Source organism: Akkermansia sp. 54_46 (assembly GCF_001917295.1).
Lineage (GTDB): Bacteria > Verrucomicrobiota > Verrucomicrobiia > Verrucomicrobiales > Akkermansiaceae > Akkermansia > Akkermansia muciniphila.
This window is the reverse complement of the sequence record NZ_MNUD01000028.1, coordinates 39341-65166: the sequence shown is the minus strand read 5'-3', so window position 1 is coordinate 65166 and position 25826 is coordinate 39341. Positions and strand designations below refer to the sequence as shown.

Below are 25826 nucleotides of genomic sequence, written 5' to 3'. Positions count from 1 at the left end.
ATTCTATGACCAAACATCGTACATTGAGAGATGCCCTCATCGGGGAAACCGTCACCGTCGGCAAACTGGCGGGGGAAGGCCCGGTCAGAAGACGCATCATGGACATGGGGGTTACCAAGGGAACGCAGATATTCATCCGCAAAGTCGCCCCTCTGGGAGATCCCATTGAAGTTACTGTCCGCGGGTACGAACTCTCCATCCGCAAATCGGAAGCGGAGAACATCCATATCCATTGATTCCGCCTCTATTACCGCACGTTTCCTGACTTTACAGCAAGACGGGCACCCATATATCAAGACAAGGAAACCATTCATGAGCAACATTACCATCGCCCTGGCGGGCAACCCCAACTGCGGGAAAACCACGCTCTTTAACGCCCTGACAGGCGCCAACCAATACGTCGGGAACTGGCCCGGCGTCACCGTGGAAAAAAAGGAAGGCCGCCTGAAAGGCCATAAAAATATCATCATTGAAGACCTTCCGGGCATTTATTCCCTTTCCCCCTATACCCTGGAGGAAGTCGTCAGCCGGAATTACCTGGTCACGGACCATCCCTCCCTCATCCTGAACCTGGTTGACGGCAGCAACCTGGAACGCAATCTTTACCTCACCACCCAGCTTTGCGAACTGGGCGTTCCCGTCATTATAGCGCTGAACATGATGGACATTGTCCGGAAGCGCGGCGACAGGATCGACACGGAAAAACTTTCACGCAACCTCGGTTGCCAGGTGCTGGAAATCAGCGCTCTCAAGGGGACCGGCATTCGTGAACTGATAGACGCCGTGGTAACGACGACTGCGTCGGACGACGCCCGGACCCCGCAGGCCGTCCACTTTCCGGACCATCTGGAAAAAGCCATCGGAGAAATTGGGGAAATCATCACCGGCAAATGCCTGGATCAGCAGAAAAAATGGTTTGCCGTTAAAGTTTTCGAAAGAGACCAGAAAGTCGCGGACCAGCTCGCGCTCAATCCCGAGGAACAATCCCGCATCAACGGGATTATTGAAACCATGGAACGGGAAATGGATGACGACAGTGAATCCATTATCACCAATGAACGCTATAATTCCATTTCCCGCATCATCAAAGACGCCGTCGTTAAAGCCAGCCCCGGCAGCCTGACGGGCAGCGACAGGATTGACCGCATCATCACCAACCGCTGGCTGGGCCTCCCCATTTTTGCCGTCGTCATGTGGGCTGTATATTACATCTCCATTCAGACAATAGGCGCATGGGGTACGGACTGGGCCAATGATACTTTCTTCGGGGAATGGGTTCCGGAATGGGTAGGAAGCCTGCTGGAAAACGCCGGCTGCGCCCCATGGCTGGAAAGCCTGATCCAGGACGGCGTGATTGCCGGCGTAGGAGCCGTTCTGGGATTCCTCCCGCAAATGGCGGTTCTGTTCCTGTGCCTGGGCATATTGGAGGATTGCGGCTACATGGCCCGCGTAGCGTTCATCATGGACCGCATTTTCCGCAAATTCGGCCTTTCCGGGAAATCCTTTATTCCCATGCTCGTTTCCATGGGGTGCGGCGTTCCTGGAGTCATGGCGACCCGCACCATTGAGAACGAAAAGGACAGGCGCATGACTATCATGACCACCACGTTCATCCCCTGCGGGGCCAAAACTCCCATCATTGCCCTGATTGCCGGAGCCTTCTTCCCGGAAAATTCCTGGGTGGCTCCGGGGGCCTATTTCATCGGGGTGGGCGCCATCATCCTTTCCGGCCTTATTCTGAAAAAGACTGCCATGTTCGCCGGGGATCCCACTCCCTTCGTCATGGAACTTCCCATTTACCACATCCCGGCCTGGAAGAACGTCATCATTCATGCATGGGACCGCTGCAAGGCTTTCGTGCAAAAAGCCGGGACCGTCATCTTTGTGTCCAGCGCCCTGATCTGGTTCCTCTCCAGCTACAACTGGAAGGTGGATTCCGTAGAGCAGAATGACAGCATGCTGGCCTCCATCGGCAATGTGGCCGCGCCTGTCTTCCAGCCTCTGGGCTGGGGTGAATGGAAACCCACCATGGCTACCATTACCGGATTGATTGCCAAGGAAAACGTGGTAGGCACCTTCGGCGTCCTGTATGCGGACGGCAGTTCCGGGGAAGATGAAGCGGAAAAAACGGAGGACTCCCCCGAAACGCAGGAAATGGCCCCCGCCGGCCGGGAGCTCCAGGCATCCCTGGAGGAAGGTTCCGGAGAATCCGCTGCTGAAGCGGAAGAAGAGGAAGATGAAGATGAGGAAATCAGGGAAACCGGGGACCGCCTGGTCCAAGCGGGAGCCTTCACCTTCCTGAGCGCTTTCTCCTTCATGATTTTCAATCTTCTCTGCGCCCCCTGCTTCGCGGCCATGGGCGCTATCAGAAGGGAAATGAACAGCGCCAAATGGACCTTCTTCGCCATCGGCTACATGTGCGCCTTGGCGTACTGCCTGGCCTTCCTGATTTACCAGCTGGGAGCATGGCTTTATGCGGAAGCTTCCTTCGGCATCGGGCAGGGCATTGCCCTATTGCTCCTGCTGGGGCTCGTTTACCTGGTGGCAAAGAAACCTTATACAGCCTCCAAATAACTTCTAAACCAACCCCTTAACTCTACTGAACAATATGGGAACATATATCATCGCCACCCTTCTTTTCCTGGCCCTAGCCTACGCGTTATACAAAATTTTCAGCAAGCGCGGCAAGTGCTGCGGCAACTGCGGATGTTGCGGCAACGACAGCGACGGCTGTTGCGGTGGCGGCGGAAATTGCTGCGGCGGCCACCATCACGACCACGAAAAACAGGATTAAATCCCGGCCCCGGTTATCCCATTCAGAACCTGCAAACCATTTTCTGCGGTTTGCAGGTTCTTCTGCTACGGCGCCTGCCGCAGCCAGCCTCTACCCTGTCACTCAATCCAACCGTGCTGATATGCCGCCATGGCCGCAATTACCAGCGCAATGAACAGGAAGATGAACCACATCACATTGTGGCGATGGCGGTATTCCACGGCCATCAGAGGTTCCCATTCCTTTTCCACAAAGGAAAAATCGTCCCCATTGGCAAAACGATCGTAAAGCATTTCCAGCTCCTTTCCCGTCACCCCTTCCGGGGCGGCGAATACCGGCGGGCAGCAGGAATCCGTCTTGAATACAATTTCGCAATGGTACACGCCATCCGCTTCCTTATAAGACTGGAGGCACGCGCCGTCGCGGGCGCACACCACGTGGCCGGTCGTTCCTTCCTGCAAGCGGCGCAGAGCAGTATCACGGTCGGTCACTTCATCATTTGAAATTTCCCATTGAACCTTACTCATTCTGTCAGTTTAAGATAATTCCCGTTTAAGTCAATATGGTTTTAAACGCTTCGGCCCCCGGAAACGTTGCGGCTCCCATCCATCTTCCGGCGTGGCAAAAAGCCTTCTTTTCCGTTTTTTCCGGGAACGGAGACAGGGGCGGGAAAGCCCATTTTCAGGCGGCTTTTATTTTTCCCCGGGATAAAAATTCTACGGAATAGCCTTGGGGAAGCCTCCTACCTTCAACAGTCAGTATTTGACGGTAGATAAGGAAAGGCTGAAGGCCATTCCATGACCCGGCATACATTGCCGGTCCAAGCTCCGCCAGCAGGCATCAATAAAGGAGGGTAAATGGCTCCGTAATCAAATAAGCAACGCCGCATCCTCTACCTGATCGAGAATGCGGCGTTGCCGCCAGGTCATGCAGACCCCTTCTATATCTTTCTCACGCAGGATTCCGCTCACTGCATGGAGACAGACAAGGAAGATTTAATGTCATTATGTTTTCATGAAACTCCGGCCATGCCTGATTTAAGAGAAAAGGCGGCCATGTCCAGGATCAGCTGATCAGAAAGAAAAGACTGCCTGAACGCCCCAGAGAATGTTTTCGCTGGAAGTGCTGTAAGCCGGATTCGCGATGTACTGGAAGTGAGGAACAACTTTGAAATAATCATTCACCTGGAAGCTGTACATGACTTCCAGCACCTGTTCGCGGTTATGCTCAGCGCGCTCTCCGTCACAGGGGGTCTGCCCCTTGAACACACCGTAGGAAATGCCCAGGAAGTCATCTTCACGGGAAGGGAAGAGCTTAATGTTGGCGCCCACGGAGAATTCAGCGGAGTTGCTCAAGTATTGTTTGGCGGCAAATCCGGCGCGAGAGTAAATGGTCAGAGGATCGCAGGGAGTATATTCGATGCTCGCGACAAGCCCGGCATTTTGGCGGCGGCGTTCCCCGGTCCCGTCGTCCATGTCCACATCCGTGCTGGTATAGAACGGATTGATGCGGAGAGTCGCAGCGCCGTCGGCAAAGATATGGCCGTATTCGCCAACCACGGCATAACCATCGCAATAATCGGAATTAAAAGGATTGTATCCAGAATCGCATCCCGTGCGGGAAACGGCAACCATCATGTAATTATTGCGGTTGAGTTCAACTTGCAGAATACCGCCAATATTGCTGTCCACCAAAGGCAGGATAGTGGAGTTCACAAACCCGTCATTGGTGAAAGAGGAGAAGGAGTCATTGGCAATGCTGACAGCATCAAAGTAGTTGGTGAGATTCACCATACCTGCGATGAGGCAAGCGCGCTTCCCTGCAAAGTATTGCATCAGCGCCACTTCAGGGAATATTCCTTCATGAGGCCCCATCGCGTCAGCATGCAAGCCGGAAGCCGTGGCATAGGCTTCAGTGAAAAACGTATCGCTCTGTGCGGATTCACGATCCAGCCCCCATGAACCGGAAAATTCCACACGCAACCAGGTTCCCCCGTTGGCCTTGTCTTCAATAAGGCGCTGATTAAGCTGGGCATGAAGAAGAGCCAGGTTGTTATGGCGCTTAACATCGGAAACCTTTTCCGTATTCCAAAGTCCGTAGGCCATATCCACACCCCATTGGGTGCCGTATTTCTCATTGGCCTTCACCTTGTAGGCAGGATCGCCTTCTTCCGGAGTGAACATATTGATGCCCTGCAAAATATCACCGACAGCAGGGGTGCTGTCTTGAGCGATTACAGGAAGCGCCATGAGGCTCGTCAACGCCATTGCTATTATGTTATGCTTCTTCATAGAAAACGGTTAGTCTTATCGTTGGATGTTTGTGGTATAATACTTATATGATTGATCCAGAGGTGGAGAGGGGCGCTTTCCTTTTACAGGGAAAGAGCTCCGCTTCCGTTCTCCCGGGCTTGCTCTTTCACAGCTCTGCCGCATGCCCCCATACAGAACCCACAGTCTCCGCAGAGCAGACGGTATCTGGGACGCCGGATGAGCAGCCCGGCCAGTTTCCTGTACCGGCAGACCCGGCGGAAGAAACGGTGAAGTCCTGTATGGGTCAAGTTCATGCAACGCGGCAAAGTTAGATTAAACTAACTATTCAGTCAACACTTTTTCTTCCCAATGCCCTTGCCCTGCTCAGTACAACATTATGTTGGTTCATTATATTTTATTTGTTTTCAACGTATTAAAAATATCGCAAAAATATTTTCATGTCTGCTAAAAATTAGTTTCAGCTAATTCATCTTGACCAGAATACGGGGGCACGCTAAAAAAATGCAGGCTGGATTGGATATAATCCAATCCTTCCGGAAAAGAAGCGGCTGCATGCCGCCAAGGCCGGATGAACCCAATCAAAACATTACCATGAGTTACATGAACAACAAAGGCCTCTGGGGCTTCGTCGGAGGAATGATCGCCGCCGCCATCGGAGCGAAAGTAGTAAAAAGTCCTGTTGCCAGGAAATTGGCCGTCCAGGGCCTTTCCAAGGCCATGCTCATCCAGCAGAAGGCCATGGAACAACTGGCAAACATCCGGGAAGAAGCCCAAGACCTGTGCCATGAGGCCGCCGCGAAAAACAGCAGGCCGGAACAGTAGCAATCTCATTGTCCATCACCAAACAGCGGGGTGCCCGTTTCCTTCTCCGCCAGCGGAATGGACCGCCCCCAACGGGGGAAACGCACGGAGAAGGGCGTTTCCCCCTTTTCTTTTTCCTTATCCATGCATTACCAGGTTATCCATCATACGCCCGGCAGGCTCCGTGTACGCAGCGGCCGCTGCGCATTCAATCATGATCAGGCTTACGGCATCGAATGCAGGCTCCTGAAACAGAAAGGCGTATACTCCGTCAAGGCCACCCCCTGCAACGGAGGTGTGTTCATCCTGTATGAAGGAACCAGCCCCCAGGCCATTTTCCGCACGCTGGACAGGCTCAGGCCGGAAACACTCCGCAGCCACGAACCGGAAGAGCGCGCGGAGGCCAGGAAACTGGCCCGGTCCTTTTTTCTCCGCATAGCGGGGAAAGCTTCCTCTTTCCTGTTTTGCAAGGTGTTTCTGCCGCCCCCGCTCAGAATGGCCAAAGTATTCTGGAATTACAGTTCCTATTTACGGCGCGGAATGGCCGGCCTGGGAAGCGGACGGCTCAACGTAGCCGTTCTGGACGCCGTCTCCATCGGGGTTTCCATAGGCACGAAGGCTTACGGAACGGCCAATTCCATCATGTTCCTTCTTTCCATTTCAGACCTGCTGGAAAATTACACTCGGAAAAAGACCCGGGCGGCGCTTGCGGCCAGCCTGAGCATAAATATAGACCGCGTCTGGCGGGTGGAAGAAGGAGGCATGTGCCAGGTTCCCATGGAGCAAATCCGCCCGGGGGAGAAAATCCGCGTGGACGCGGGGAACGTCATCCCTGTGGACGGTACCGTGCTGTCCGGAGAAGCGGAAGTCAACCAGGCCGCCATGACGGGGGAATCGGAAGCGGCTTCCAAACGGGAAGGGTCCGTCGTCTTTGCCGGAACCACGCTGGAAACGGGTTCCCTCGTCATCCGGGTGGACGCCGCAGGAGACCAGTCCCGCATTAACAATATCATCGCCCTGATCGACCATTCGGAGGAACTGAAAGCGCGCATCCAAAGCCGGGCGGAAAAGCTGGCGGATTCTATCGTTCCCTATACCCTGCTCACGGCAGGGGCGCTGTTTCTGTTCACCAGGAATATCTCCAAGGCTCTCTCCGTGCTGATGGTGGATTATTCCTGCGCCATCAAGCTCGCCACCCCCATCTCCGTCATCTCCGCCATGAAAGAGGCCGCAGCGCGCAAGATCATGATCAAGGGCGGGAAATTCATGGAGCTGTTCGCCAAAACGGACACCATCGTTTTTGACAAGACGGGCACGCTGACCTCCGCCTGCCCTCAGGTAACGCAGATCATCCCTTTGAGCGACTGCAGCAGGGAATATATCCTGAAAACGGCAGCATGCCTGGAAGAACACTTCCCCCACAGCGTGGCGCGGGCCGTTGTGCGCAAAGCGCTGGAGGAGGGCCTGCACCATGAAGAAGAACACGCGGAGGTGGAATACATCGTGGCCCACGGCATTTCCTCCCGCCTTCATGGGAAAAAGGTTCTTGTGGGCAGCTACCATTTTCTCTTTGAAGATGAACGCATCCCCCTCACGGAAGAGCAAAGGCAGACCATACGCAATCACGCCAGAGGCAAATCCAACATCTTTCTCGCTATAGGCCGCAGAGCGATCGGCATGATCGGCGTCAGCGACCCGCCCAGGCCGGAAGCCGCAGAGACGATCGCCCGGCTGAAACGGCAGGGCATTTCCTCCATCATCATGCTCACGGGGGACAGCGAATCCGCAGCCCGCGCCATCAGCCGCCAGTTGGGCATCACGGAATACCGTTCCCAGGTTCTGCCTGAAGATAAGGCCCGCTTTATCCAGCAATTGAAGAAATCCGGCAAAACAGTGTGCATGGTGGGAGACGGCATCAACGATTCCCCAGCTCTTTCCTGTGCAGACGTTTCCGTCTCCATGAAGGATTCTTCCGATATCGCCCGTGAAGTGGCGGATATTTCCCTGTTGTCCAGCTCTCTGGCAGAACTGGTTGTTTTAAGGGAACTGAGCTGTGCCGTCCTTGAAAAAATAGAACGCAACTACCGCTTTATCGTCGGGTTCAACTCTTCTCTGATACTGCTGGGCATGTTCGGGCTGATTACCCCGGCCTTTTCCGCGTTCCTCCACAACGCTTCCACAGTGTACGTCAGTGCGCGCAGCACACGCCGATGCCTTCCTCTAGTCCGGGGTTCGAAGTAAAAAAGAGAGGGATGAGCCATTCCCTCATGAACCGTCCCCCCCGGAAAATCATGCGGGAGTATTTTATTCTCCTCTCTCCCTGCAACGATCCGTCAGAAGCTGGAAACGGGAGATTTCCTCCAGAGTCATGATATGTTCAATGCAACAGGCCACTTCATCGGCGCGTTTTTCCTCCATCTTCAGCACCGTAATGAGGAACTCCTTCACCATGGTATGGCAGGAAATGACCCGGTCCGCGTAATAACGGCCTTCCCTGGTCAGGACAATGGGAGAATACTGCGTGTATTCCACCAGGCCGCGTTCCTTCAACTGCTTCATGGCCAGTGAGGCGGAAGGTTTTTTCACGTTCAGGGATTCCGCAATCTCCCCTACGGTGGCGCATCCCTTTTCCAACTCAATGTTGCGGACGGCCTCAATATAATCCTCCAGGCTGTTGCTCAACTCCGGAGTGGAAAATTTTTCATGTATCATGATTGATGCTTATTAGGTTTAACTAACAAAAAACAATAACCAAGGCTCTGTCCAAGTCAACCTCTTCTTGAAAAAGATTAGGTGAGACAAACTTTTTTCTTGCAACATAAGTTAGTTTTCGCTAACTTTGCTTCATGGTCAGTCCCAATTCGGAAAGAAACGGTGAAAGAAAGTGCTCCGGCGGCGCACCCGTCAGAATGGAGTCCTTCTTCTCCAAGTTTTTTTCCTCCTCACGCCCCTGCTGCTGCCGGGGCTGCGCCCTGAAAAGCTCCGGGAAAAACTGTCCCGCCGGCTACCAGGGAAAACAGGCACGGCCAAATTCTATGGGGAACGCGTCCACAAACTGTATGGACTAGTCATCCGGTGCTCTAACACATTATCGCCTAAACACGGACGCGTTCCCCTCACTTTTTTCCCGTGGGCATTAATCAGCGGAGAATTGCCTCCGGGCCATCATATCCTCCGGGCGTATAACTGCGGATGGAGACTCCTCTTTCCGGCGTTACGTCCGCCGCCCAGCATCTGGCATGGCGGAAACAGGCGCCCAGGTTGACGTACAGCCGCCGCCCCTTTTTCCCGCTCACCGCCCGCCGGTGAAGATGTCCAAAAATGACGACTTCCGCTTCCGGGAAAAAACGGTCTGCAAATTTCCCCATGCGCCACATCATCGTCAGCCATGCCAGAAGAATCCGCACGGGCCGTTCCGGCGGCCAGGCAGAATGAGCTAAAAAACGCACCAGTTTATTTTGATGTGTTCCGGAACGCGTGTAAACAGGCGGCACCAGCACACTCATGGCACGGGCCAGCTCCAGCCGCCGCAGCAAATCTGCCTCCGCCTCCGGGAACGCAGCGATCAGTTCGCGGGAAATCTGCTTGTTTTTCAAATATTCCCATCCCCACGGAGCCACCTCCCTGAACAGCGCATGGCCGTGCAAAGCGCAGATGCGGCCACCCTGCAATTTCAGCAGTCCGGCTTTCTCGTCCGGATCATGGTTGCCGGCCAGCAGAACGGGCTGCACCCCGGCATCCCGGCACATCCGCAGAAAACGGGCCCGTTTTTCCAATCCTTCCTCCCGGCAGGGGCTTTCACGGGTTTCACTGAGGTCCCCGCACACCACCAGATGGGAGCACCCCTCCAGAAGAAACCCCAGCTCTTCCGGCTCCCGGGTCAGCGCCTTGGCATGGCCGAAATGGATGTCTGAAATAAACCTGGCGCGTTCCCCCGAAGCAAGATCAAGTTCCTGAATCATAAAGACGAGGGAAGGAGAAAAACAGTCATGGAATCAGGAACGCTGCCGCACCATTTCATACAGGCATACGCCCGTAGCCACAGATACGTTCAGGCACGGAATGCTTCCCTTCATGGGAATCCTCAGCAGGAAATCGCAGTTCTCTTCCGTCAATCTTCTCATCCCTTCCCCTTCCGCCCCCATCACCAGTGCGGCCGGTCCCGTGAAGTCCGTTTCATACAGGCCGCGGTCTCCTTTGTCCGACGTGCCGAATATCCAGATGCCGCGGCTCTGGAGCTGCTTCATGGTGCGCGCCAGATTGGTCACCTGAATAAAAGGCACCTTTTCCGCAGCGCCGACAGAAACGCGCAGCACCGTCTCCGTAATGCCCACGGATTTGTCCCGGGGGGCGATGACGGCATCCACTCCCGCACCGTCCGCCGTCCGCAGGATGGCTCCCAGGTTGTGGGGATCCTGCACGCAATCCAGAATCAGCAGCAGAGGGTTGGGGGATTTGTCCAGAATCCCGTCCAGCACCTCCTCTCCCAGCGCCTTCACGGCAATTTTGGACGGCGCGCTGCGCACATGCTTGTTCCGGCGCGCTTCCTGTTCGTTCCCTTGAGGTCTCATGCCCATGAATTAGCGTGTTTCACACTTCTTTTCCAGACAAATATGCCCTTCCGCCCCATCATTGGGCGTGACTTGGCAGCCCGCGTCATGGTACAATTCCGTACCATTCAAGATGAAGACGAGCGACTTTTTAGTCATTGGGGCAGGTGTTGCCGGATTGAGTTTCGCCTTGAGAGCGGCGAAACACGGCAAGGTTGCAGTCATTACAAAAGGCAAATTTCTGGATTGCAGTTCCGCCAAGGCACAGGGAGGCATCGCCGCCGTATGGGACCGCAACGATTCCTTTGAAGACCATGTTGCGGATACGCTGGACGCCGGAGCGGGCCTCTGCAACGAACAGGCCGTGCGCACTATCGTGGAGGAAGGCCCGGACGCTATCCGGGAACTGCTGGAATGGGGAGTAAACTTTGACCCCGGCAACCAGGGAGAGGATTATGAACTGGCCAGGGAGGGCGGCCACACCAAGCGGCGCATCCTCCACGCCAAAGACGCAACCGGACTGGAAATTACCTCCAAACTTCTGGAGGCGGCCAAGCTTCACCCCAACATTGAATTGCTGGAAGACCATTTCGCCATTGACCTGATTACGACCACCAAACTGGGCCTCGTCACGGAAGACCGCGTTCTGGGAGCCTACGTGCTGGACCGCGTCTCCGGGGAAGTGGAAATCTTCCGGTCAGACCGCGTGCTGCTCGCCACCGGCGGCTGTGGGCGCGTATATCTGTACACTACCAATAATGATTCCGCCACGGGAGACGGCGTAGCCATGGCCTGGCGGGCGGGGGCCACCATCGCCAACATGGAATTCGTGCAGTTCCATCCCACCTGTTTCTTCAACACCCGCGCGGAAGGCGCGGAAGCGCGCTCCTTCCTCATCTCCGAAGCCGTGCGCGGGGAAGGCGGCGTGCTGATAGGCGCGGACGGGAAGGAATTCATGCACAAATACGATCCCCGCAAATCTCTGGCCCCACGCGACATCACCGCCCGCGCCGTAGATTCGGAAATGAAGAGGACGGGCAGCATGTGCGTTTATCTGGATATCTCCCACAAGCCGGAAGGGTTCGTCCAGGAACGTTTTCCCCTGATTTACGAGACATGCAACCGCTACGGCGTCAATCCCGCCAGGGAGCCTATTCCCGTTGTTCCCGCAGCGCATTTCCAGTGCGGCGGCGTGCTGACGGACGTCAACGGCCAGACCAGCCTGGATGGCCTTTACGCCGCAGGGGAAACCGGCTGTACCGGCCTTCACGGCGCCAACCGGTTGGCTTCCAACTCCCTTCTGGAATGCGTGGTGGTCGCCAAGAGGGCGCTGAACTCCATGCTCTCCCTGCATCCCCTGAGAAAGGACTCCCCCACTCCTTACGACATCCCCGCCTGGCACCACGGAGATACAGCCCTGCCTGACGAACTTTCCGTCATCTATCATAATTGGGATGAAATCCGCCGCCTGATGTGGGATTACGTCTCCATTGTGCGGACCAATAAAAGGCTGGACCGCGCAGCCACGCGGCTCCGGATGCTGCACCGGGAGGTAAAGGACTTCTACTGGGGATACCGCATTACGCCGGACATTCTGGAATTGCGCAACCTAGTGGCGGTGGCCTCCCTGATCGTGGACTGCGCCATGCGCCGCAATGAAAGCCGCGGCCTTCATTTCAATACGGATTATCCCGGCAAGCTGGACCACCGCTTCGTCACCCAACTGCACCGATGGTAAACTACCGGCAGCGTCAACAGGCATTACGGAAGGGGTTCTTCGGGAGCCCCCTCCTGTCCGCATGCCTGCTCACGCTGCCGATTCTGGTTTCCGCAGAAACCGCCAGGGCGGACATCCAGACAGGCCGGAGCGCCACCCGCGCCCTGACGAACAGTTCCGGACGGCCCAAAGGCCCCGTCATCGTCACCCCAACGCAACGGGACCCCCTGCCCCGGGTCATCGTCAAATCACCTGTTGCTGCAGAGGCAGGGAAGCGGCCCGCGCCCCGCATCCTTCCCAGGACGTCCAGGCAAAGCCCCGGCACCTATCCCTGGCGTCTCAATATTACCGCCACGGTCTTCTGGGTGGGGGAAGAACCCACGGAACGCAATCCGGTAGCCAACCACAAAAGTTCGTGGGATTCCGCATGGCGGGAAAACTTCGGCGGCTTCGACAACCCGGATCCCGTTTGCCGCACGATGGACTTCCGCCCGAAAACATTCATCCCCCGGCAAAACCCCTTTTACGTGGCGCTCCCTTATAATGACGTTTCCAGAGGGGAGCATAAGGCGGAGGCGTCACGGGTCATCCCGTGGTTCCGCCGCGAATACGCGGGAAAGGGACAATCCGTCTGCAAGGGCAGATGGGTGCAAATCGTTTACAACAAGCGTTCCTGTTTTGCCCAATGGGAAGACTGCGGCCCCTTCACTACGGAAGATTGGCCCTACGTCTTTGGAGACAAGCCTCCCGTCAATACCCAGAACAAAGGGGCGGGCATTGACATCTCCCCTGCCGTACGCGACTATCTGGGCATTACGGGAGGAACAGCCATTGTCCACTGGCGCTTTGTGGAATTTTACCGCATTCCCCGCGGCCCGTGGTCCAAATACGGGGACAACAATCCTTTTGTCAATGCCGGGCTGGGAGCCGGGAAAAAATCCCTTCAGCCACGGGAAGACCGTCTGCGCCGACAGCAGGAAGCCATTCAGCGGGAGCTATTGAAGGATCCCGCGAAACTCAGAAGGGAACTCCAGGGATAACCCCCTGTGCCGCCGCAGCCATGCAACGTCCACGCATTCTACATATTTTCAGCCGTTACGGCGAGGTTGGGGGGGAAGAAATCTGCTTCCATGCCATTACAGAGGCTTTGGGTGCCATAGCGGATGTCACGCCCTTTGTCTATTCAACGGAGGAGCTGTTCCATAGCCCCCACGGCGCCCTGACGAAAATGGGTTATTTGCTCCACAACAGGGATGTGGAGCAAAAACTGCGCAAATGCCTGCGTGAAAACCGCTATGACGCATGGATCATCCACAATACGTTCCCGGCCATGTCCCCCTGCGTCTATGAACTGGCCCTGCATCAACCCGCTCCCGTCATCCACTACATGCACAATTACCGCTCCGGCTGCCTCAACGGAGTATTTTACCGGGACGGAGCGCCCTGCTTTTCCTGCCAAGGCGGCAACTATTTTCCCGGCATCATGCACGCCTGTTGGAGGAAAAACGCCGCATACTCCTCCCTGGCCGCCGCCGTCCTGTATAAAACGCGCCGCATGGGAGCCTGGAGCCGCTTTTCCTCCTATATTGCCATCAGCCGGCGCCAGCGGGAACTTCTCATCCGAACCGGAATACCGGAGGATAAAATCAGGGTTATTCCACATTTCATCCGGCAAAATCCTGCTCCTGCAGCCGGCCAGCCCCGCCGGGACGTCCTTTACGCCGGACGCCTGACGCAGGAAAAAGGAGTCCTGCAACTGGTTCAGGCGTGGGAACTCCTATCCCCCCCCGGCCGCATTCTCTACCTGATGGGAGACGGCCCCCTGCGCGGAGAACTGGAGCGTTATATCTCTTCCCGCCATCTTGAATCCATCCGCCTGACCGGGTTCATTCCCCATGAGGAACAAGGAGCCGTCCGCGCCGCCTGCGGCCTCTCCGTAGCGCCCTCCCTCTGGGAGGAAACCTTCGGTATGGTTGTCCTGGAATCATGGCTCCACGGCACGCCCGTCATCGTTACCCCGAACGGCGGCCTGCCGGAGCTCATCACCCACGGCAGGAATGGCTGGATTGCACAGGAACCTTCCGTGGAATCCCTGGCGGAGACGCTGCACACCGCCCTGAAGCAAGAAGAACGCTGGCCGTCCATGGGCGCGCACGGGCAACAACTTTTGTCCTCCACATACTCCCCCGCCGCATGGCTCCGGTCCATGGAAGCCCTTCTTGGCGAACTCCGCGTTTTCCATTCATCTTCCACCCCACCAACATCATGAAATGGTACACATGCACTCCGGTGTCCTTCAAGGGAGACCATACTTTCTTTTCCCGTGATTCAGGCGCTTTCTGCAAGGCCTTTCAGAGAATCGGGGTGGAAAGCAGGGCCATCATGCCCACACCTGCCCAGGAAGGAGATGAACCCGACCTCATCCGCACGGAATACGCCAACCTGGAAGACCCCGCCTGGTGGAAGTCCCTGGGTATTGACGGAGTGATCCTGTACGCCTGGGGAGTGGGCAAATACCTTCCCATCGCCAGAGCCATCCATGACGCGGGAATCTTTCTGGTAGTGTACATGGATTCCTCCGGGCTGTTTTTTCCGTGGCAATACTGGCTTCCCATCGCGAAAAACATGTACACCAAAGACGTTTTCATTCACGGGAAAATCAAAGGTTCCGCTTTTTTCCTGCTGCGCCTTCTGAAACAGCACACATGGAACCTCGCCAGCAGGGGGCGCAGAAAACATTTGGACTCAGGGGACATGGTCACCTTCCCCATTCCGTCCGCCCTCCAATCCGTCGCAGACAGGGAATGGCTCTATGGAAAATCCATCGTCCGGAAACTGGCCCTGGTTCCCAACCCCATTTCTTCCACCTGCCGCTTTGCCGGAGAGAAGCGCAACATCATCATGGCCGTAGGCCGCTGGGACGATCTTCTCTATAAACGCCCTGGACTGCTGATGTCCACGCTGGAACAGGCTCTTGTCCACGCCCCGGAATGGGAAGCGGAAATTTACGGCAATCTCCCGCCTTTTCTCCGGGAATGGCACGGCAACCTTCCGCAAGGCCTTCGCTCCCGCATTCATCTGGCCGGCTACATTCCGAACATTGAGCTGCAAAAGAAACAATCCCTGGCCAAAATCAGTCTTTGCACCTCCCTGTCCGAGGGAACGCACCTTGCCTCCGCAGAAGCGTTGTGCGCCGGAGCCTCTGTCGTAGGGCCCCGCCTCACCCCCCAGCTGAACTGCCTGCAATGGTACGTTTCCCATGATTCAGGCACGCTCAGCCCGCAGGATTCTCCGGAAAGCCTCTCCCAAGCGCTGCTGGAAGAAATACGCGCCTGGGACTCTGGAAAACGCAACCCTGAGGAAATATCCCGCTACTGGGGTTCCCTGCTGCATGCGGAAAATTCCTGCAAACGCATTATTGCCGCCTGTGAAGCCGCCCAAAGCGGAAAAGCCGCCCTCTAACTCCCCGACAAGGCATGCGCCTCAATCCACACGTCTTCCCATTTCCTGTCCGCCAACGCCCCGTAGAGCGGATGGCTCCACAACCGGGCGCGCATGGCCGCGGGGGAAGCCAGCCCCAGCAAAAAGCGCGCCAACTGGGAAGGGCGGGCCAGCGCGGGCTTTCTCTGCCCCGCCAGCTCCATGACGGCGGAACGCAGCTCTTCCGGTAACGGGGAGGGTTCCTCTTCTTCCATGGCCGCGGGCTCCATCCCGCAGCACGCAGGGCAATGCCCGCAAGGTCCGGATGCGTCCCGGAAACCGAAATAGGCATCCAGGCTTCTATTCAGGCAGGCGGAAGACGTCAGCGTGGAAACGCAGGTTTTCCAGCGTTCCAGCCCATTTAGCCGGGATCTGGAAAAATATTGCGCAAATTCCTCCGCAGCCTCTTCCGCGTCAAACCCTTCCGAATACAGATGAAGGGCTGCTTGGCGCATCTCCACTTTCCATTCTCCGGAAAGAGCCAGGTCTCCAAGCCAGGCGGCGGCTTCTTCCCATGAAATTCCCCATTCCACGGCCAGATCTTCCACCTCCCCCTGCCGGCGCATATCCATCCATTGCAGCCGGGCGCATTCCTCCCTGCTGCGGCCGCACAGGATTTCTTCCATCCGGAACAGAGGGCGCACCTTGTAGTACTTGTGCCCCGTCCCCTGCTCCCGTACGGAACCGGAACGCTTCAGGTCAAACAGCATCCGGTCCACCGCCACATCCGGCAAATCATAAACGGAGGAAGCCTCATACAGGGAAATAATGTGCTCCCCCCTGCGGGACAACAGGGATACCAGCCCTTTCATGCCGTGCCGGTCCGGCTCCGCCGCATGCAGCCGGTTGACTGCGGCCACACTGTCGCGGGCGGACAACATCACCAGGCTGAAGGAAGGAAGACCGTCGCGGCCCGCACGGCCGGATTCCTGAACATACGCCTCCAGACTGGCGGGGGGATGGTAATGCACTACGGAACGCACGTCCGGCTTGTCAATCCCCATGCCGAAAGCAATCGTCGCCACCAGCACGTCCGCCGCGCCTGCCAGAAACTCGTCCTGAACCAGCCCCCGCGTTTCCGGAGGCATGCCCGCATGGTAGGACTTGACGGAAAAACCGGCTTTCCCCAATTCGTAGGAAAGGTTTTCCGCATCTTTGCGGGTCCGCGTGTACACCACGGCGGGACGACGGCCTTCCTCTTTCAACAATTCAACCAGCCGCGCGGTCTTATCCTGCTCCCTCAACGTTTCCACCTGACGGAAAATATTCGCACGGTACGGAGCAGCCCGGAAAATACATTCATCGCGCACGCCAAACAGGCCGGCCAGATCGCGGCACACCCGCTCCGTAGCCGTGGCCGTCAACGCCATAACGCAGCGGAATCCGTGCTTTTTGAAAAAACCGGGCAGCCCCAGATAATCCGGACGGAAACTGTGCCCCCATTCCGAAAGGCAATGAGCCTCATCCACCACGAACAAGCCGGGAGGGACAAGCTCCATGGCCTGCTGAATCCACGGGGATTCCAGAGATTCCGGCGCGGCAAACAGAAGGCGGACGCTTCCGGACGTCAATCTGTCCATCAGGGCGGCCTTATCTTCCTCCGCCAGGGTCGAATCATACCTGGCGGCGGCCACCCCCAGTCTTTCCAGCCCCGCCACCTGGTCGCGCATCAGGGCAATCAGCGGAGAAACCACAACCGTCAGCCCGTTTCCAAGCACCGCCGGAATCTGATAGCAAAGGCTCTTGCCGGAACCCGTAGGCAAAATACCGATGCAGGAACGGCCCTCCAGCGCACACTCCACCAGCTCCCTCTGCATGGGACGGAACCGCTCCTTGCCGAACAAACGCAGCGTGTCTTCCAGAGTAGAGGAAAGCATGGGGCAAGAATACCATAACGCAGAATACCGGCAAAAGGAATCCTATGACATTGACACGGCGGCGCCATCCTATATCCTCCAGGCAATATGAGACCCTTGAAAACCATCGTCGCCGGAACTCTGGCCCTGCTGGCGGCAGTTCCCCTGTCAGCCCAAACCAGGGCCGCGGAAAATAAGAAACCGAACATCCTCTTTATCATTACGGACGACCACGCCTACCAGACGCTGGGCACCGGCAAAGACGATTCCCCCGTCGCCCTGCCCAACTTCAACAAACTGGGACGCCAGGGCATGGTTTTTGACCGCAGCTACTGCGCCAACTCCCTGTGCGGCCCCTCCCGCGCCTGTATCCTGACCGGCAGGCATTCCCACATGAACGGCTTTGTCTTCAACGGCCAGAAACCGCTGGACGGCTCCCAGCCCACCTACCCGAAAATGCTGCAGAAAGCCGGATACCAGACGGGCCTTTTCGGCAAATGGCACCTGGAATCAAATCCCACCGGGTTCGACACGTGGGAAATCTTCCCCGGCCAGGGCAGCTACTACAATCCGGACTTTATCAGCCTCAAGCCGGACGGCAAACGCCAGACGAAGCGATTTCCCGGCTATGCCACGGACGTGGTCACGGACAAATCCATCCAGTGGCTGGAAAACCGGGACAAGAACAAGCCCTTCCTGCTCGTTGTGGGCCACAAGGCTCCCCACCGCGCCTGGTGCCCTGCTCTGCGCCACCTGGGCAAGGTGGACACCTCCGGCATGACGCCGCCCGCCAACTTCCATGACGACTACGCCAACCGTCCGGAATTCCTGAAGAAAAACCAGCAGACCGTCGCCAATCACATGGCGATTTATTCCGACCTCAAAGTGCTTAAGGACCAGGTTCCGGAAGAGATGCGCAAAAGCATCGTTTCCCCCGGTTACGGCTGGGACCTGGGCGAGTTGAACCGCATGACTCCGGAAGAAAAGAAAACCTGGACGGACTATTACGCCAAGCGCACCAAATCCCTGGTGGACGGCATGAAATCCGGAAAACTGAAGGACCCGAAAGCGTTTGCGGAATGGAAGTGGCATGCCTACATGGAGGATTATCTGGGATGCCTTCTGTCCGTGGACGACAGCATCGGCCGCCTTATGGAATATCTGGACAAAGAGGGGATTGCGAAAGACACGCTGGTCATCTACTGCGGAGACCAGGGGTTCTACATGGGAGAACACGGCATGTACGACAAGCGCTGGATTTTTGAAGAATCCCTCCGCATGCCCCTCATCATGAGATGGCCCGGCAAAATTCCCGCGGGCATCCGCAACAACACCATGGTGCAGAATATCGACTACGCTCCCACCATCGTTTCTGCGGCAGGGGCGGACACCCCGGAAAACATGAATACCTTCCAGGGCGTATCCCTGCTTCCCACCGCTTTCACGGGCAAAACTCCCGACAACTGGAGGGATGCCATTTACTACTGTTTTTACGAAAATCCCGGCGAACACAACGCCCCGCGCCACGACGGCATCCGGACGGACCGCTACACGCTTTCCTACATCTGGACCAGCGACGAATGGATGCTCTTTGACATGAAAAAGGATCCCATGCAAATGAAAAACGTCATTGACGATCCTGCCTACAAGACTACGGTGGAACAGCTCAAGAAGCGTTACCACGAACTGCGCAAAACCTATAAAGTTCCGGAAAACAGCCCCGGAGGCAAAGGAACGCCTATCCCCAAATTCGACGCTTCCTGGTAAAAGCCACACGGGAAACTACCTTTCCAAGCGCCGGTTTTTCCGGCGCTTTTTTATTTTCGTCCATAGCAGGCCGGAGAGATCCGTCACGGAGGCCGAAACAGGCAAACTCCCCTTCCGCACACAACCGTCCATCAACCGTAAAACCCGCGGAGGGGTCTCAAGCCCGCCAGCTTCATCAATTTATTCATGGCTTTTTCATACAGGAAAAACGCCTGTTGCATGCAGCAAAGCACGGGCATTAAGGGATGCTCCGCTTTCTTTGCGCCAAGCTCTTCCAAAAACCAGTCCGGGTCTTTGTCGTCAAAACCGGGATGCCGCTCAAACGCCCGGCGGCCTTCCAGATGAATGACGCCCTTCCCGGAATACAGGCAGTCCAGATGATGTTGCGCCGCCACGAGAGACAGCAGCGTCTGATCGTGCGTATGAGCTACAAAATTATCGCGGCAACGGCTCTCTTCTTCCGTAGTGGCAGAAGACACCAATTTGAACTGACGGCACAAATCCATCCATTCACGGAGAATTCGGAGGCTTTGTTCCGATTTTTTCAAGAAAAGGAAGGAGCCCTGAATCAGGGGAGCCTGTTCAAAAGACCCGCTATCCAGCTTCAATTCATCAAAAACGCTCTGCTTGCACCACCGCGTAAGGCCTCCCGTATAATAGGAAATATTCACGCCCGGCATCATATCCTGCCCCTTCTCCCGGAGCCATTGGACAAACGGCTCCAAGGAATGATGGAAAAGCCTCCCCGGCGGGCGCCCCGCATCCGTATAAAGCAGGTAATCCCCTTCCTCCAAATGTTCCAGCTCCTTGAGAATGATGAAGGGTTTCCATACCCAAAACCCGGCACCCTGTAAATTCGGGTCAAACCATGGAATAGCCTCCCTGATTCCTTCCCTTTCCAGGCGATTAAGATTCCAACAGGACAACTCCACTGAGGAATCCGCCAGCCTCAGGCTCATCATCTGCATCCATTGCCGCAAATGATAGCCGCGGGTCGCGAAAGAACAATAACGGATAGCCATACTCCCAGATTCCGGTGGAAACCATGTCCCTAAAAACGGGAACACATCTTCTGCATCCGTACCTATAACGAGTTGTAAATCCGCTGTCAATGGAAAACTTTAACGGAGAATCATCTCCGTGCATGGAACCACGGATTGAAACAGGATTTTTTTAATTATCAAAAAACCATTCAACACGATAAGTTATTTATAGTTATTTTTTTATAACTATATTCAAACTTTTTTAAAAACAGGCGGATTTACAATCCCCCGTTCAAATACACCACAATGTCCAGAATTTGACTTATCCCCGTGTCATCTGCTCCGCAGCCAGCCTTTTATCCAAATCAAGGGCCGCCCTCATGGCCGCATCCATATTGTAGTATTCCCACTCCGCAAAACGGCCTAATAAATAAATGCCTTTCGGTTCCAGGCACTCCTTTAGTTCCCGTATGAGGGTTCGGCTGGAAACATCCTGAACGGGATAGGTATATTCTTCCCAGTGATGGGCCAGATACACAGGGGAAAAGGGAATAAGCTCCAGCTGGCGCCTGATTTCCCCTTCCGTCATTTGCTCGGAAAATTCAATAGTCGCGGTGGTGATGTCCCCGTTATTATTATTTCTGGAAAAATTCCCCGTGCAAATGATCCGGTGAGAACGGTGGGATGGAGAGGGCATGTAAATCCAGCTGTAATCATTGGGGGAAATCCGGCAAAGCACGGAAGTGGTTCCGTGAAAGCGCAATTCTGAAATCCGGGGGAAAAACGGGCGCAATTCATCCATGCAGGGAAAACAATCCCCAAGCTGCCTGACATTCCCCGTAAAGACAACTCTGTCAAACAATTCTCCCTGTACGAGCCATTTCCCGTCCTTCGGGAGGATATTTACAGCTTCCTGCCGATACCTGACCTTGAGGCCGCGAGCCAGCGTATCCGCCAGAAACTGGGAACCGCCGTTTTTCGCATAAAAGAAAGAACTGTGCACCATGGCGCTTTCATTGATGTGCCCAATATTGTTCAACAGGATTTCCGCCACGCTCGGCATGGGAAGCTTGTCTTCCAGCCAATCCATGGCAATTTGGCTGATATCCTGCCTCCACACTTTGTTATTGTACGGCGTAAAATAAAGGCTGTTCAGGGTTTTTCCGAAACGGTTCAGAAAAAACTCACCCAGGGAGCGGGGCTCCGCGGGAGGATTCCTGTAAAGTTCCAGCAGCTCATGGACGATGGAGGAACGGACGGCCTCGGGAAACTGGTCGAGGTGGTTCTCAATGGGATAATCCACCACAGCCCCGCCCTCCAGGGAAATAACAGCCCGTCTCCGGGCGGAAACAAAATCGCGCTCCTTGTCAAACCGGGACCAAAACCAGTCCAGCACTTCCTGCCGCCGGGAATTGAACACATGGCCTCCCACACGATGATACAGGTTCCCCTGTACTTCCGTGCATTTAATCAGGCCGCCGGGCCGGGAGTCCCTCTCATAAACGACTACCTCATGCCCTTTCTTCAGCAACATTCCGGCCATGGACAATCCGGAAACCCCGGCTCCGATCACAGCATATTTCATCATGGGATAAAAAACAATTTATGAACGCCACTATCTGGCGAAACGGGACAATTTCACGGGATGGAGATACAGGTATTCCTCCGGAAAGGAGGCAAGCAGCTCGCTGAGGTCTCCTCCGGAAGAGGACACGAGCCCGTCAATGACGGCATTCATGGCTTCAAAGTGTTCCGGATCCTGGGGAAACCAGACGTTTCCCGACTTGTACTGCGTGTCCTCCAGCGTAGACAGCTTTGTTCCGGGAAGAAGCTGCAACGCCGTGGGAATGGCCAGCTCCACAAACATGTTCCATGCGGAGAACACTTCAAGGATACGGCAGAAATCGTCCAATTTCCCTTTCGGAATGCAGACAATGTCCGAATATCCGAAAACGACAGGATAGGAATACTGGTATTTTTTAATCCGGTGCTTCCAGTAATTCAGCAGATGCCATACCCTGCCCTTCAACACTTTCCAATTCGCATGAATCCCCCCGGGGCTCCATTTGGGCAGAAACATGCGTACGCGCGACAATTCATCATGCCGCATGAGGTTCCTGGATTTTAAAATCCGCCTGGCCTCCTCATAGGACGGAACGTTCCTGTTGACGCTTTCCGCATCAATACCGGGAGGGGTTATGGAAAAATGGTGGGCTTCCGCCGTTCCCCGGTAACACACCGGCAGAGAAACGTCCACAAAACCGTCAAGGTAACACGTATCCTCCCCATGGATTCCCAGCAGGGACGGCGTTGAAAATTCGTCAAACCTGGGATTTAAAAGAAGATCGTCTCCAATGATGAGAAGATAATCGCCATCCAACTGCCTGATTCTTTCCCTGGACTGCAAAATATAATTATAGAACTGGAAAGAATTCCCGAAGACGGAACATACGTCAGGGGCATCTCCCTTGTAGTAGGGCATTAATTGAAGCAACCCGGAAAAGCGTCTTGAATAAAGCTCTCTGATTACCGGAATGTTACGTTCATACTGATGGTTGAACAATACAACAAGAGACGTTTTCCGGGAAGAAGTATCCATGGCCGTTTGATGTTGAGAAACAAACCGTACCCTTCAACATAAATTATTGAAAAAAAGGGATTTGCTCTCTGAGTGCACGCACAGTAAAAAGAGTGCGGGGCATATTACACGGATTCCAAATTCGATTGGGGAATTCCAAATCCGCTGTAATTAAAAAGAGATTGCGTGCGGTTGTTTCTGCATGACAGGAGAGCCTCTTCGTAGAAAGGAAATAAAACTGATGATCAATAATTTTCTTTGAAATACGGACTTTCCGGCAGGTATGGATGTTTCTGCCGGAATGGGAATTGATGGGGTTACCCGGATGGAATCATGAAGACGGAAGATTCCGGTCATTGGGGAAGCTTATTTTCAGAAGTTCCTTTCTTTCAAAATTTAACCTTGACTCCGGATTTGGAATTCGTTATTTTTAGACAGTTTAAAAAAACTTAAACTGTTTATTCGATTTCATGATTTCAGCCATTCTTCTTTGTTACAATCAGAAACGTTTTATCAAGGAACAGTTCCGGGCTATTTTAAAACAGGATTATCCAGGAGAATGGGAAATAATTATTTCGGACGATTTTTCTCAGGACGGTTCTTTTGAATGCCTGGAAGAAATGGTGGAAAAAGAGGGAGAAGGACGGCGTATTATTCTCCACCGTAACGAAAGCAACCGGGGAATTGCAGGGAATTTGCAATGTGCCGTTCATTTGTCCCGGGGGGAATGGATTATCAAGTTTGACGGCGATGACATCGCACGGGAAGACAGGATCTCCTCGTTGGCATCTCTGGCGGAAAAATATCCCGGTCATCTGGTTTACTGCCATTCTTATAATGAAATCGATGAAGATGGACAACCCGCTTATGGACGCATGTTGCCAGATTCAGATTCCGTCGTCGTCAAACCCTACAGGGAATGTATTTTTGACATTTCCCATGTTTACAGCTGTTTTGGCGGAAATGCCATGTACCACAGGTCTTTGTTCAGCGACTTCGAATATTTGCCTTCAGGGCCCGGCATTGCGGACGATACAATGCTGTCCATGCGCGCCTATTTGAAAAAATCAGGCATGGTCGCATCCGGCAAACGGTGTTCGTACTATCGGAGACACAACAGTAATATCTGCAATTTTAAGAGCGGGAACCCCAGGACAATCCTGATCAAGAGATCGGAATTCCTGATAACAACCTGGATAATGATCATGAAAGAGGTATACGGAAAGCATAAGTCCGGGGAAATAACATACCAGGCCGCCGATCGCCTGATGAGTCTGATTCAGGCGGAACAGAGAAGGCTCCTGCTCTTCCCCTATGCTTCATTCGATAACAGCCTTCTTACCAAACTCAAATGGTTTTGGAACATTCTGCAATGCAGGCCGAGGCTCTGGCTGGTCAGCATTCCAAGATTGCTCCCGTTTTGCCTGCTGCAAAGGTATTTGAACATTAAAGACCGGATAAAAAGTCTTCCTTTTTTTCACTAACAGCAGGGAACCTGCATAAAAAACAGGAAAAAAAATAAACGTACCGTTATCCTGCTTCCCTCCATCATCGGGAAAACAAAAAAGCCGTTCCGCCGGACAGGCCTGCGCGGAACGGCCAGGAAAAGAAAACCTTGACAAGGTTAATACCTGTAAAAGTCCGGCTTATAAGGACCTTCCACCGGAACGCCGATGTAGTCCGCCTGCTCCGGACGCAGGACAGTCAGCTTGCACCCTATCTTGGCGAGGTGCAGCCGCGCCACTTCCTCATCCAGCACCTTGGGCAGCACTTCCACGCCCACGGAACGGTCTTTACGGGTATTCCACAGTTCCAGCTGGGCCAGCACCTGGTTGGCGAAGCTGTTGGACATCACGAAGCTGGGATGACCCGTAGCGCAGCCCAGGTTGACCAGGCGGCCTTCCGCCAGAAGATACAGGCTGTTGCCGGACGGGAACGTGTAGCGGTCCACCTGCGGCTTGATGTTAAGATGCCTGATGCCGGGATACGTCTGGAGCTTGTGTACCTGGATTTCATTGTCGAAGTGGCCGATGTTGCAGACAATGGCCTGGTCCTTCATTTTTTCCATGTGTTCGATGCGGATGATGTTGCAGTTTCCCGTAGTGGTCACGTAAATATCCGCCCAGCCCAGCGTGTCTTCCACCGTCAGTACGCGGTAACCTTCCATGGCTGCCTGAAGAGCGCAGATGGGGTCTATTTCCGTCACGACCACCTGGGCTCCCATGCCGCGCAGGGACTGGGCGCAGCCTTTGCCTACGTCCCCGTAGCCGCAGACGACGGCCACCTTCCCGGCAACCATCACGTCCGTGGCCCGCTTGATGCCGTCCACAAGGGACTCACGGCAGCCGTACAGGTTGTCAAACTTGGACTTGGTTACGGAATCGTTTACGTTGATGGCCGGAATCAGCAGACGGCCGGCGGCCTGCATCTGGTACAGGCGGTGCACGCCGGTGGTCGTTTCCTCGGAAACGCCCTTCAGCTCGGGAAGCCAGCGATGGAAAATGCCCGGAGTCGCCGCGGCAATTTTTTTCAACAGGGCCTTGACGACTTCCTCTTCTTCCGATTCCGACGGGGTATCCACCCAGTCGGAGCCTTCTTCCATTTCATACCCGCGGTGGATAAGCAGGGTGGCGTCTCCGCCGTCGTCCACAATCAGCTGCGGCCCCAGCCCGTCCGGAAAGTTCATGGCCTTCCACGTACAGTCCCAGTATTCCCGCAGCGTTTCCCCCTTCCAGGCGAAGACGGGGGTGCCGGATTTGGCGATGGCGGCGGCGGCGTGGTCCTGGGTGGAGAAAATGTTGCAGCTCGCCCAGCGGACGGAAGCGCCCAGAGCCGTCAGCGTTTCTATCAGCACGGCCGTCTGCACCGTCATGTGCAGGGAGCCCATGATGCGCACGCCCTCCAGGGGTCTGGCGGCAGCGTACTTTTCGCGCACGGCCATCAGGCCGGGCATCTCATGCTCCGCAATATCCAGTTCCTTGCGTCCGAAATCCGCCAGGCCGATATCGCGCACCTTGTATTGTTCCGTTTCTGAAAACATGTCTGTAA

Annotated in this window: 22 protein-coding genes; 11 read left to right on the top strand and 11 right to left on the bottom strand. The window is 55.1% G+C overall.

The window, feature by feature from the left end:
* The first annotated feature begins 5 nt into the window (after positions 1 to 5).
* The 3 genes from BHW66_RS05075 to BHW66_RS05065 all read left to right on the top strand — a co-directional run bounded on the left by BHW66_RS05075 (position 6) and on the right by BHW66_RS05065 (position 2794).
* Complete coding sequence (locus BHW66_RS05075) at positions 6 to 236, top strand: ferrous iron transport protein A (RefSeq protein ID WP_012420130.1); 231 nt, start codon at positions 6 to 8, stop codon at positions 234 to 236.
* 76 nt (positions 237 to 312) lie between these two features.
* Positions 313 to 2574: a ferrous iron transport protein B gene (gene feoB / locus BHW66_RS05070; protein ID WP_094140253.1), complete on the top strand. Its 2262-nt coding sequence runs from the start codon at positions 313 to 315 to the stop codon at positions 2572 to 2574.
* Positions 2575 to 2608: 34 nt separating this feature from the next.
* Positions 2609 to 2794 carry a FeoB-associated Cys-rich membrane protein gene (locus BHW66_RS05065; RefSeq protein WP_012420128.1) on the top strand — a complete coding sequence of 62 codons (186 nt, stop codon included), beginning with the start codon at positions 2609 to 2611 and terminating at the stop codon, positions 2792 to 2794.
* Between the two features lie 98 nt (positions 2795 to 2892).
* Here the strand turns inward: BHW66_RS05065 and BHW66_RS05060 are convergent, their stop codons facing one another.
* From BHW66_RS05060 to BHW66_RS05050, 3 genes are all read right to left on the bottom strand, one after another.
* Positions 2893 to 3300, bottom strand: a complete 408-nt coding sequence (locus tag BHW66_RS05060; protein WP_012420127.1) for a hypothetical protein — start codon at positions 3298 to 3300, stop codon at positions 2893 to 2895.
* A 546-nt stretch (positions 3301 to 3846) separates the two neighbouring features.
* On the bottom strand, positions 3847 to 5022 hold the full coding sequence (locus BHW66_RS05055) for a carbohydrate porin (protein WP_161994154.1): 1176 nt from the start codon (positions 5020 to 5022) through the stop codon (positions 3847 to 3849).
* Between the two features lie 125 nt (positions 5023 to 5147).
* On the bottom strand, positions 5148 to 5339 hold the full coding sequence (locus tag BHW66_RS05050) for a hypothetical protein (RefSeq protein WP_042447906.1): 192 nt from the start codon (positions 5337 to 5339) through the stop codon (positions 5148 to 5150).
* 298 nt (positions 5340 to 5637) lie between these two features.
* On the opposite strand from BHW66_RS05050, the gene BHW66_RS05045 reads away from it, so the two are divergent.
* Positions 5638 to 5868, top strand: coding sequence for a hypothetical protein (locus BHW66_RS05045; RefSeq protein ID WP_031930743.1), 231 nt, complete (start codon positions 5638 to 5640; stop codon positions 5866 to 5868).
* Between the two features lie 123 nt (positions 5869 to 5991).
* Positions 5992 to 8088: a heavy metal translocating P-type ATPase gene (locus BHW66_RS05040; protein WP_123052520.1), complete on the top strand. Its 2097-nt coding sequence runs from the start codon at positions 5992 to 5994 to the stop codon at positions 8086 to 8088.
* Between the two features lie 63 nt (positions 8089 to 8151).
* On the opposite strand, the gene BHW66_RS05035 is transcribed toward BHW66_RS05040, so the two are convergent.
* From BHW66_RS05035 to rlmB, 3 genes are all read right to left on the bottom strand, one after another.
* Positions 8152 to 8559: a metal-dependent transcriptional regulator gene (locus BHW66_RS05035; protein WP_012420123.1), complete on the bottom strand. Its 408-nt coding sequence runs from the start codon at positions 8557 to 8559 to the stop codon at positions 8152 to 8154.
* Between the two features lie 428 nt (positions 8560 to 8987).
* The gene (locus BHW66_RS05030) at positions 8988 to 9809 is read right to left on the bottom strand and encodes a metallophosphoesterase (protein WP_102735813.1); all 822 of its coding nucleotides are present in this window, start codon (positions 9807 to 9809) and stop codon (positions 8988 to 8990) included.
* 33 nt (positions 9810 to 9842) lie between these two features.
* Complete coding sequence (gene rlmB / locus BHW66_RS05025) at positions 9843 to 10424, bottom strand: 23S rRNA (guanosine(2251)-2'-O)-methyltransferase RlmB (protein ID WP_102733448.1); 582 nt, start codon at positions 10422 to 10424, stop codon at positions 9843 to 9845.
* A 106-nt stretch (positions 10425 to 10530) separates the two neighbouring features.
* On the opposite strand from rlmB, the gene nadB reads away from it, so the two are divergent.
* The 4 genes from nadB to BHW66_RS05005 are packed head-to-tail and all read left to right on the top strand — an operon-like array spanning position 10531 to position 15576.
* A complete protein-coding gene (nadB, locus tag BHW66_RS05020) occupies positions 10531 to 12135 on the top strand; it encodes an L-aspartate oxidase (protein WP_102734424.1) in 1605 nt (534 codons plus the stop codon).
* A complete protein-coding gene (locus tag BHW66_RS05015; RefSeq protein WP_253822328.1) occupies positions 12129 to 13154 on the top strand; it encodes a hypothetical protein in 1026 nt (341 codons plus the stop codon). Before nadB ends, BHW66_RS05015 begins: the two co-directional genes overlap by 7 nt.
* A 20-nt stretch (positions 13155 to 13174) precedes the next feature.
* A complete protein-coding gene (locus tag BHW66_RS05010) occupies positions 13175 to 14383 on the top strand; it encodes a glycosyltransferase family 4 protein (protein WP_094140259.1) in 1209 nt (402 codons plus the stop codon).
* Entirely contained in the window at positions 14380 to 15576 is a 1197-nt protein-coding gene (locus BHW66_RS05005; RefSeq protein ID WP_182916651.1) for a glycosyltransferase, read from the top strand. Before BHW66_RS05010 ends, BHW66_RS05005 begins: the two co-directional genes overlap by 4 nt.
* On the opposite strand, the gene BHW66_RS05000 is transcribed toward BHW66_RS05005, so the two are convergent.
* Positions 15573 to 17471 carry a RecQ family ATP-dependent DNA helicase gene (locus BHW66_RS05000; protein WP_102758921.1) on the bottom strand — a complete coding sequence of 633 codons (1899 nt, stop codon included), beginning with the start codon at positions 17469 to 17471 and terminating at the stop codon, positions 15573 to 15575. The genes BHW66_RS05005 and BHW66_RS05000 overlap by 4 nt on opposite strands.
* Positions 17472 to 17558: 87 nt before the next feature.
* Here BHW66_RS05000 and BHW66_RS04995 point away from each other — a divergent pair, with 87 nt between their 5' ends.
* Entirely contained in the window at positions 17559 to 19217 is a 1659-nt protein-coding gene (locus BHW66_RS04995; RefSeq protein WP_102735815.1) for a sulfatase, read from the top strand.
* Positions 19218 to 19348: 131 nt separating this feature from the next.
* On the opposite strand, the gene BHW66_RS04990 is transcribed toward BHW66_RS04995, so the two are convergent.
* The 3 genes from BHW66_RS04990 to BHW66_RS04980 all read right to left on the bottom strand — a co-directional run bounded on the left by BHW66_RS04990 (position 19349) and on the right by BHW66_RS04980 (position 22682).
* On the bottom strand, positions 19349 to 20239 hold the full coding sequence (locus BHW66_RS04990; protein WP_102732973.1) for a hypothetical protein: 891 nt from the start codon (positions 20237 to 20239) through the stop codon (positions 19349 to 19351).
* A gap of 283 nt (positions 20240 to 20522) precedes the next feature.
* The gene (locus tag BHW66_RS04985) at positions 20523 to 21788 is read right to left on the bottom strand and encodes an NAD(P)-binding protein (protein WP_215833725.1); all 1266 of its coding nucleotides are present in this window, start codon (positions 21786 to 21788) and stop codon (positions 20523 to 20525) included.
* Between the two features lie 27 nt (positions 21789 to 21815).
* Complete coding sequence (locus BHW66_RS04980; protein WP_237970281.1) at positions 21816 to 22682, bottom strand: hypothetical protein; 867 nt, start codon at positions 22680 to 22682, stop codon at positions 21816 to 21818.
* A 566-nt stretch (positions 22683 to 23248) separates the two neighbouring features.
* On the opposite strand from BHW66_RS04980, the gene BHW66_RS04975 reads away from it, so the two are divergent.
* Entirely contained in the window at positions 23249 to 24262 is a 1014-nt protein-coding gene (locus tag BHW66_RS04975; RefSeq protein ID WP_102735818.1) for a glycosyltransferase, read from the top strand.
* A 140-nt stretch (positions 24263 to 24402) separates the two neighbouring features.
* Here BHW66_RS04975 and ahcY read toward each other — a convergent pair whose 3' ends face one another.
* Positions 24403 to 25818, bottom strand: coding sequence for an adenosylhomocysteinase (ahcY, locus tag BHW66_RS04970; RefSeq protein ID WP_102732976.1), 1416 nt, complete (start codon positions 25816 to 25818; stop codon positions 24403 to 24405).
* Positions 25819 to 25826: the final 8 nt, after the last annotated feature.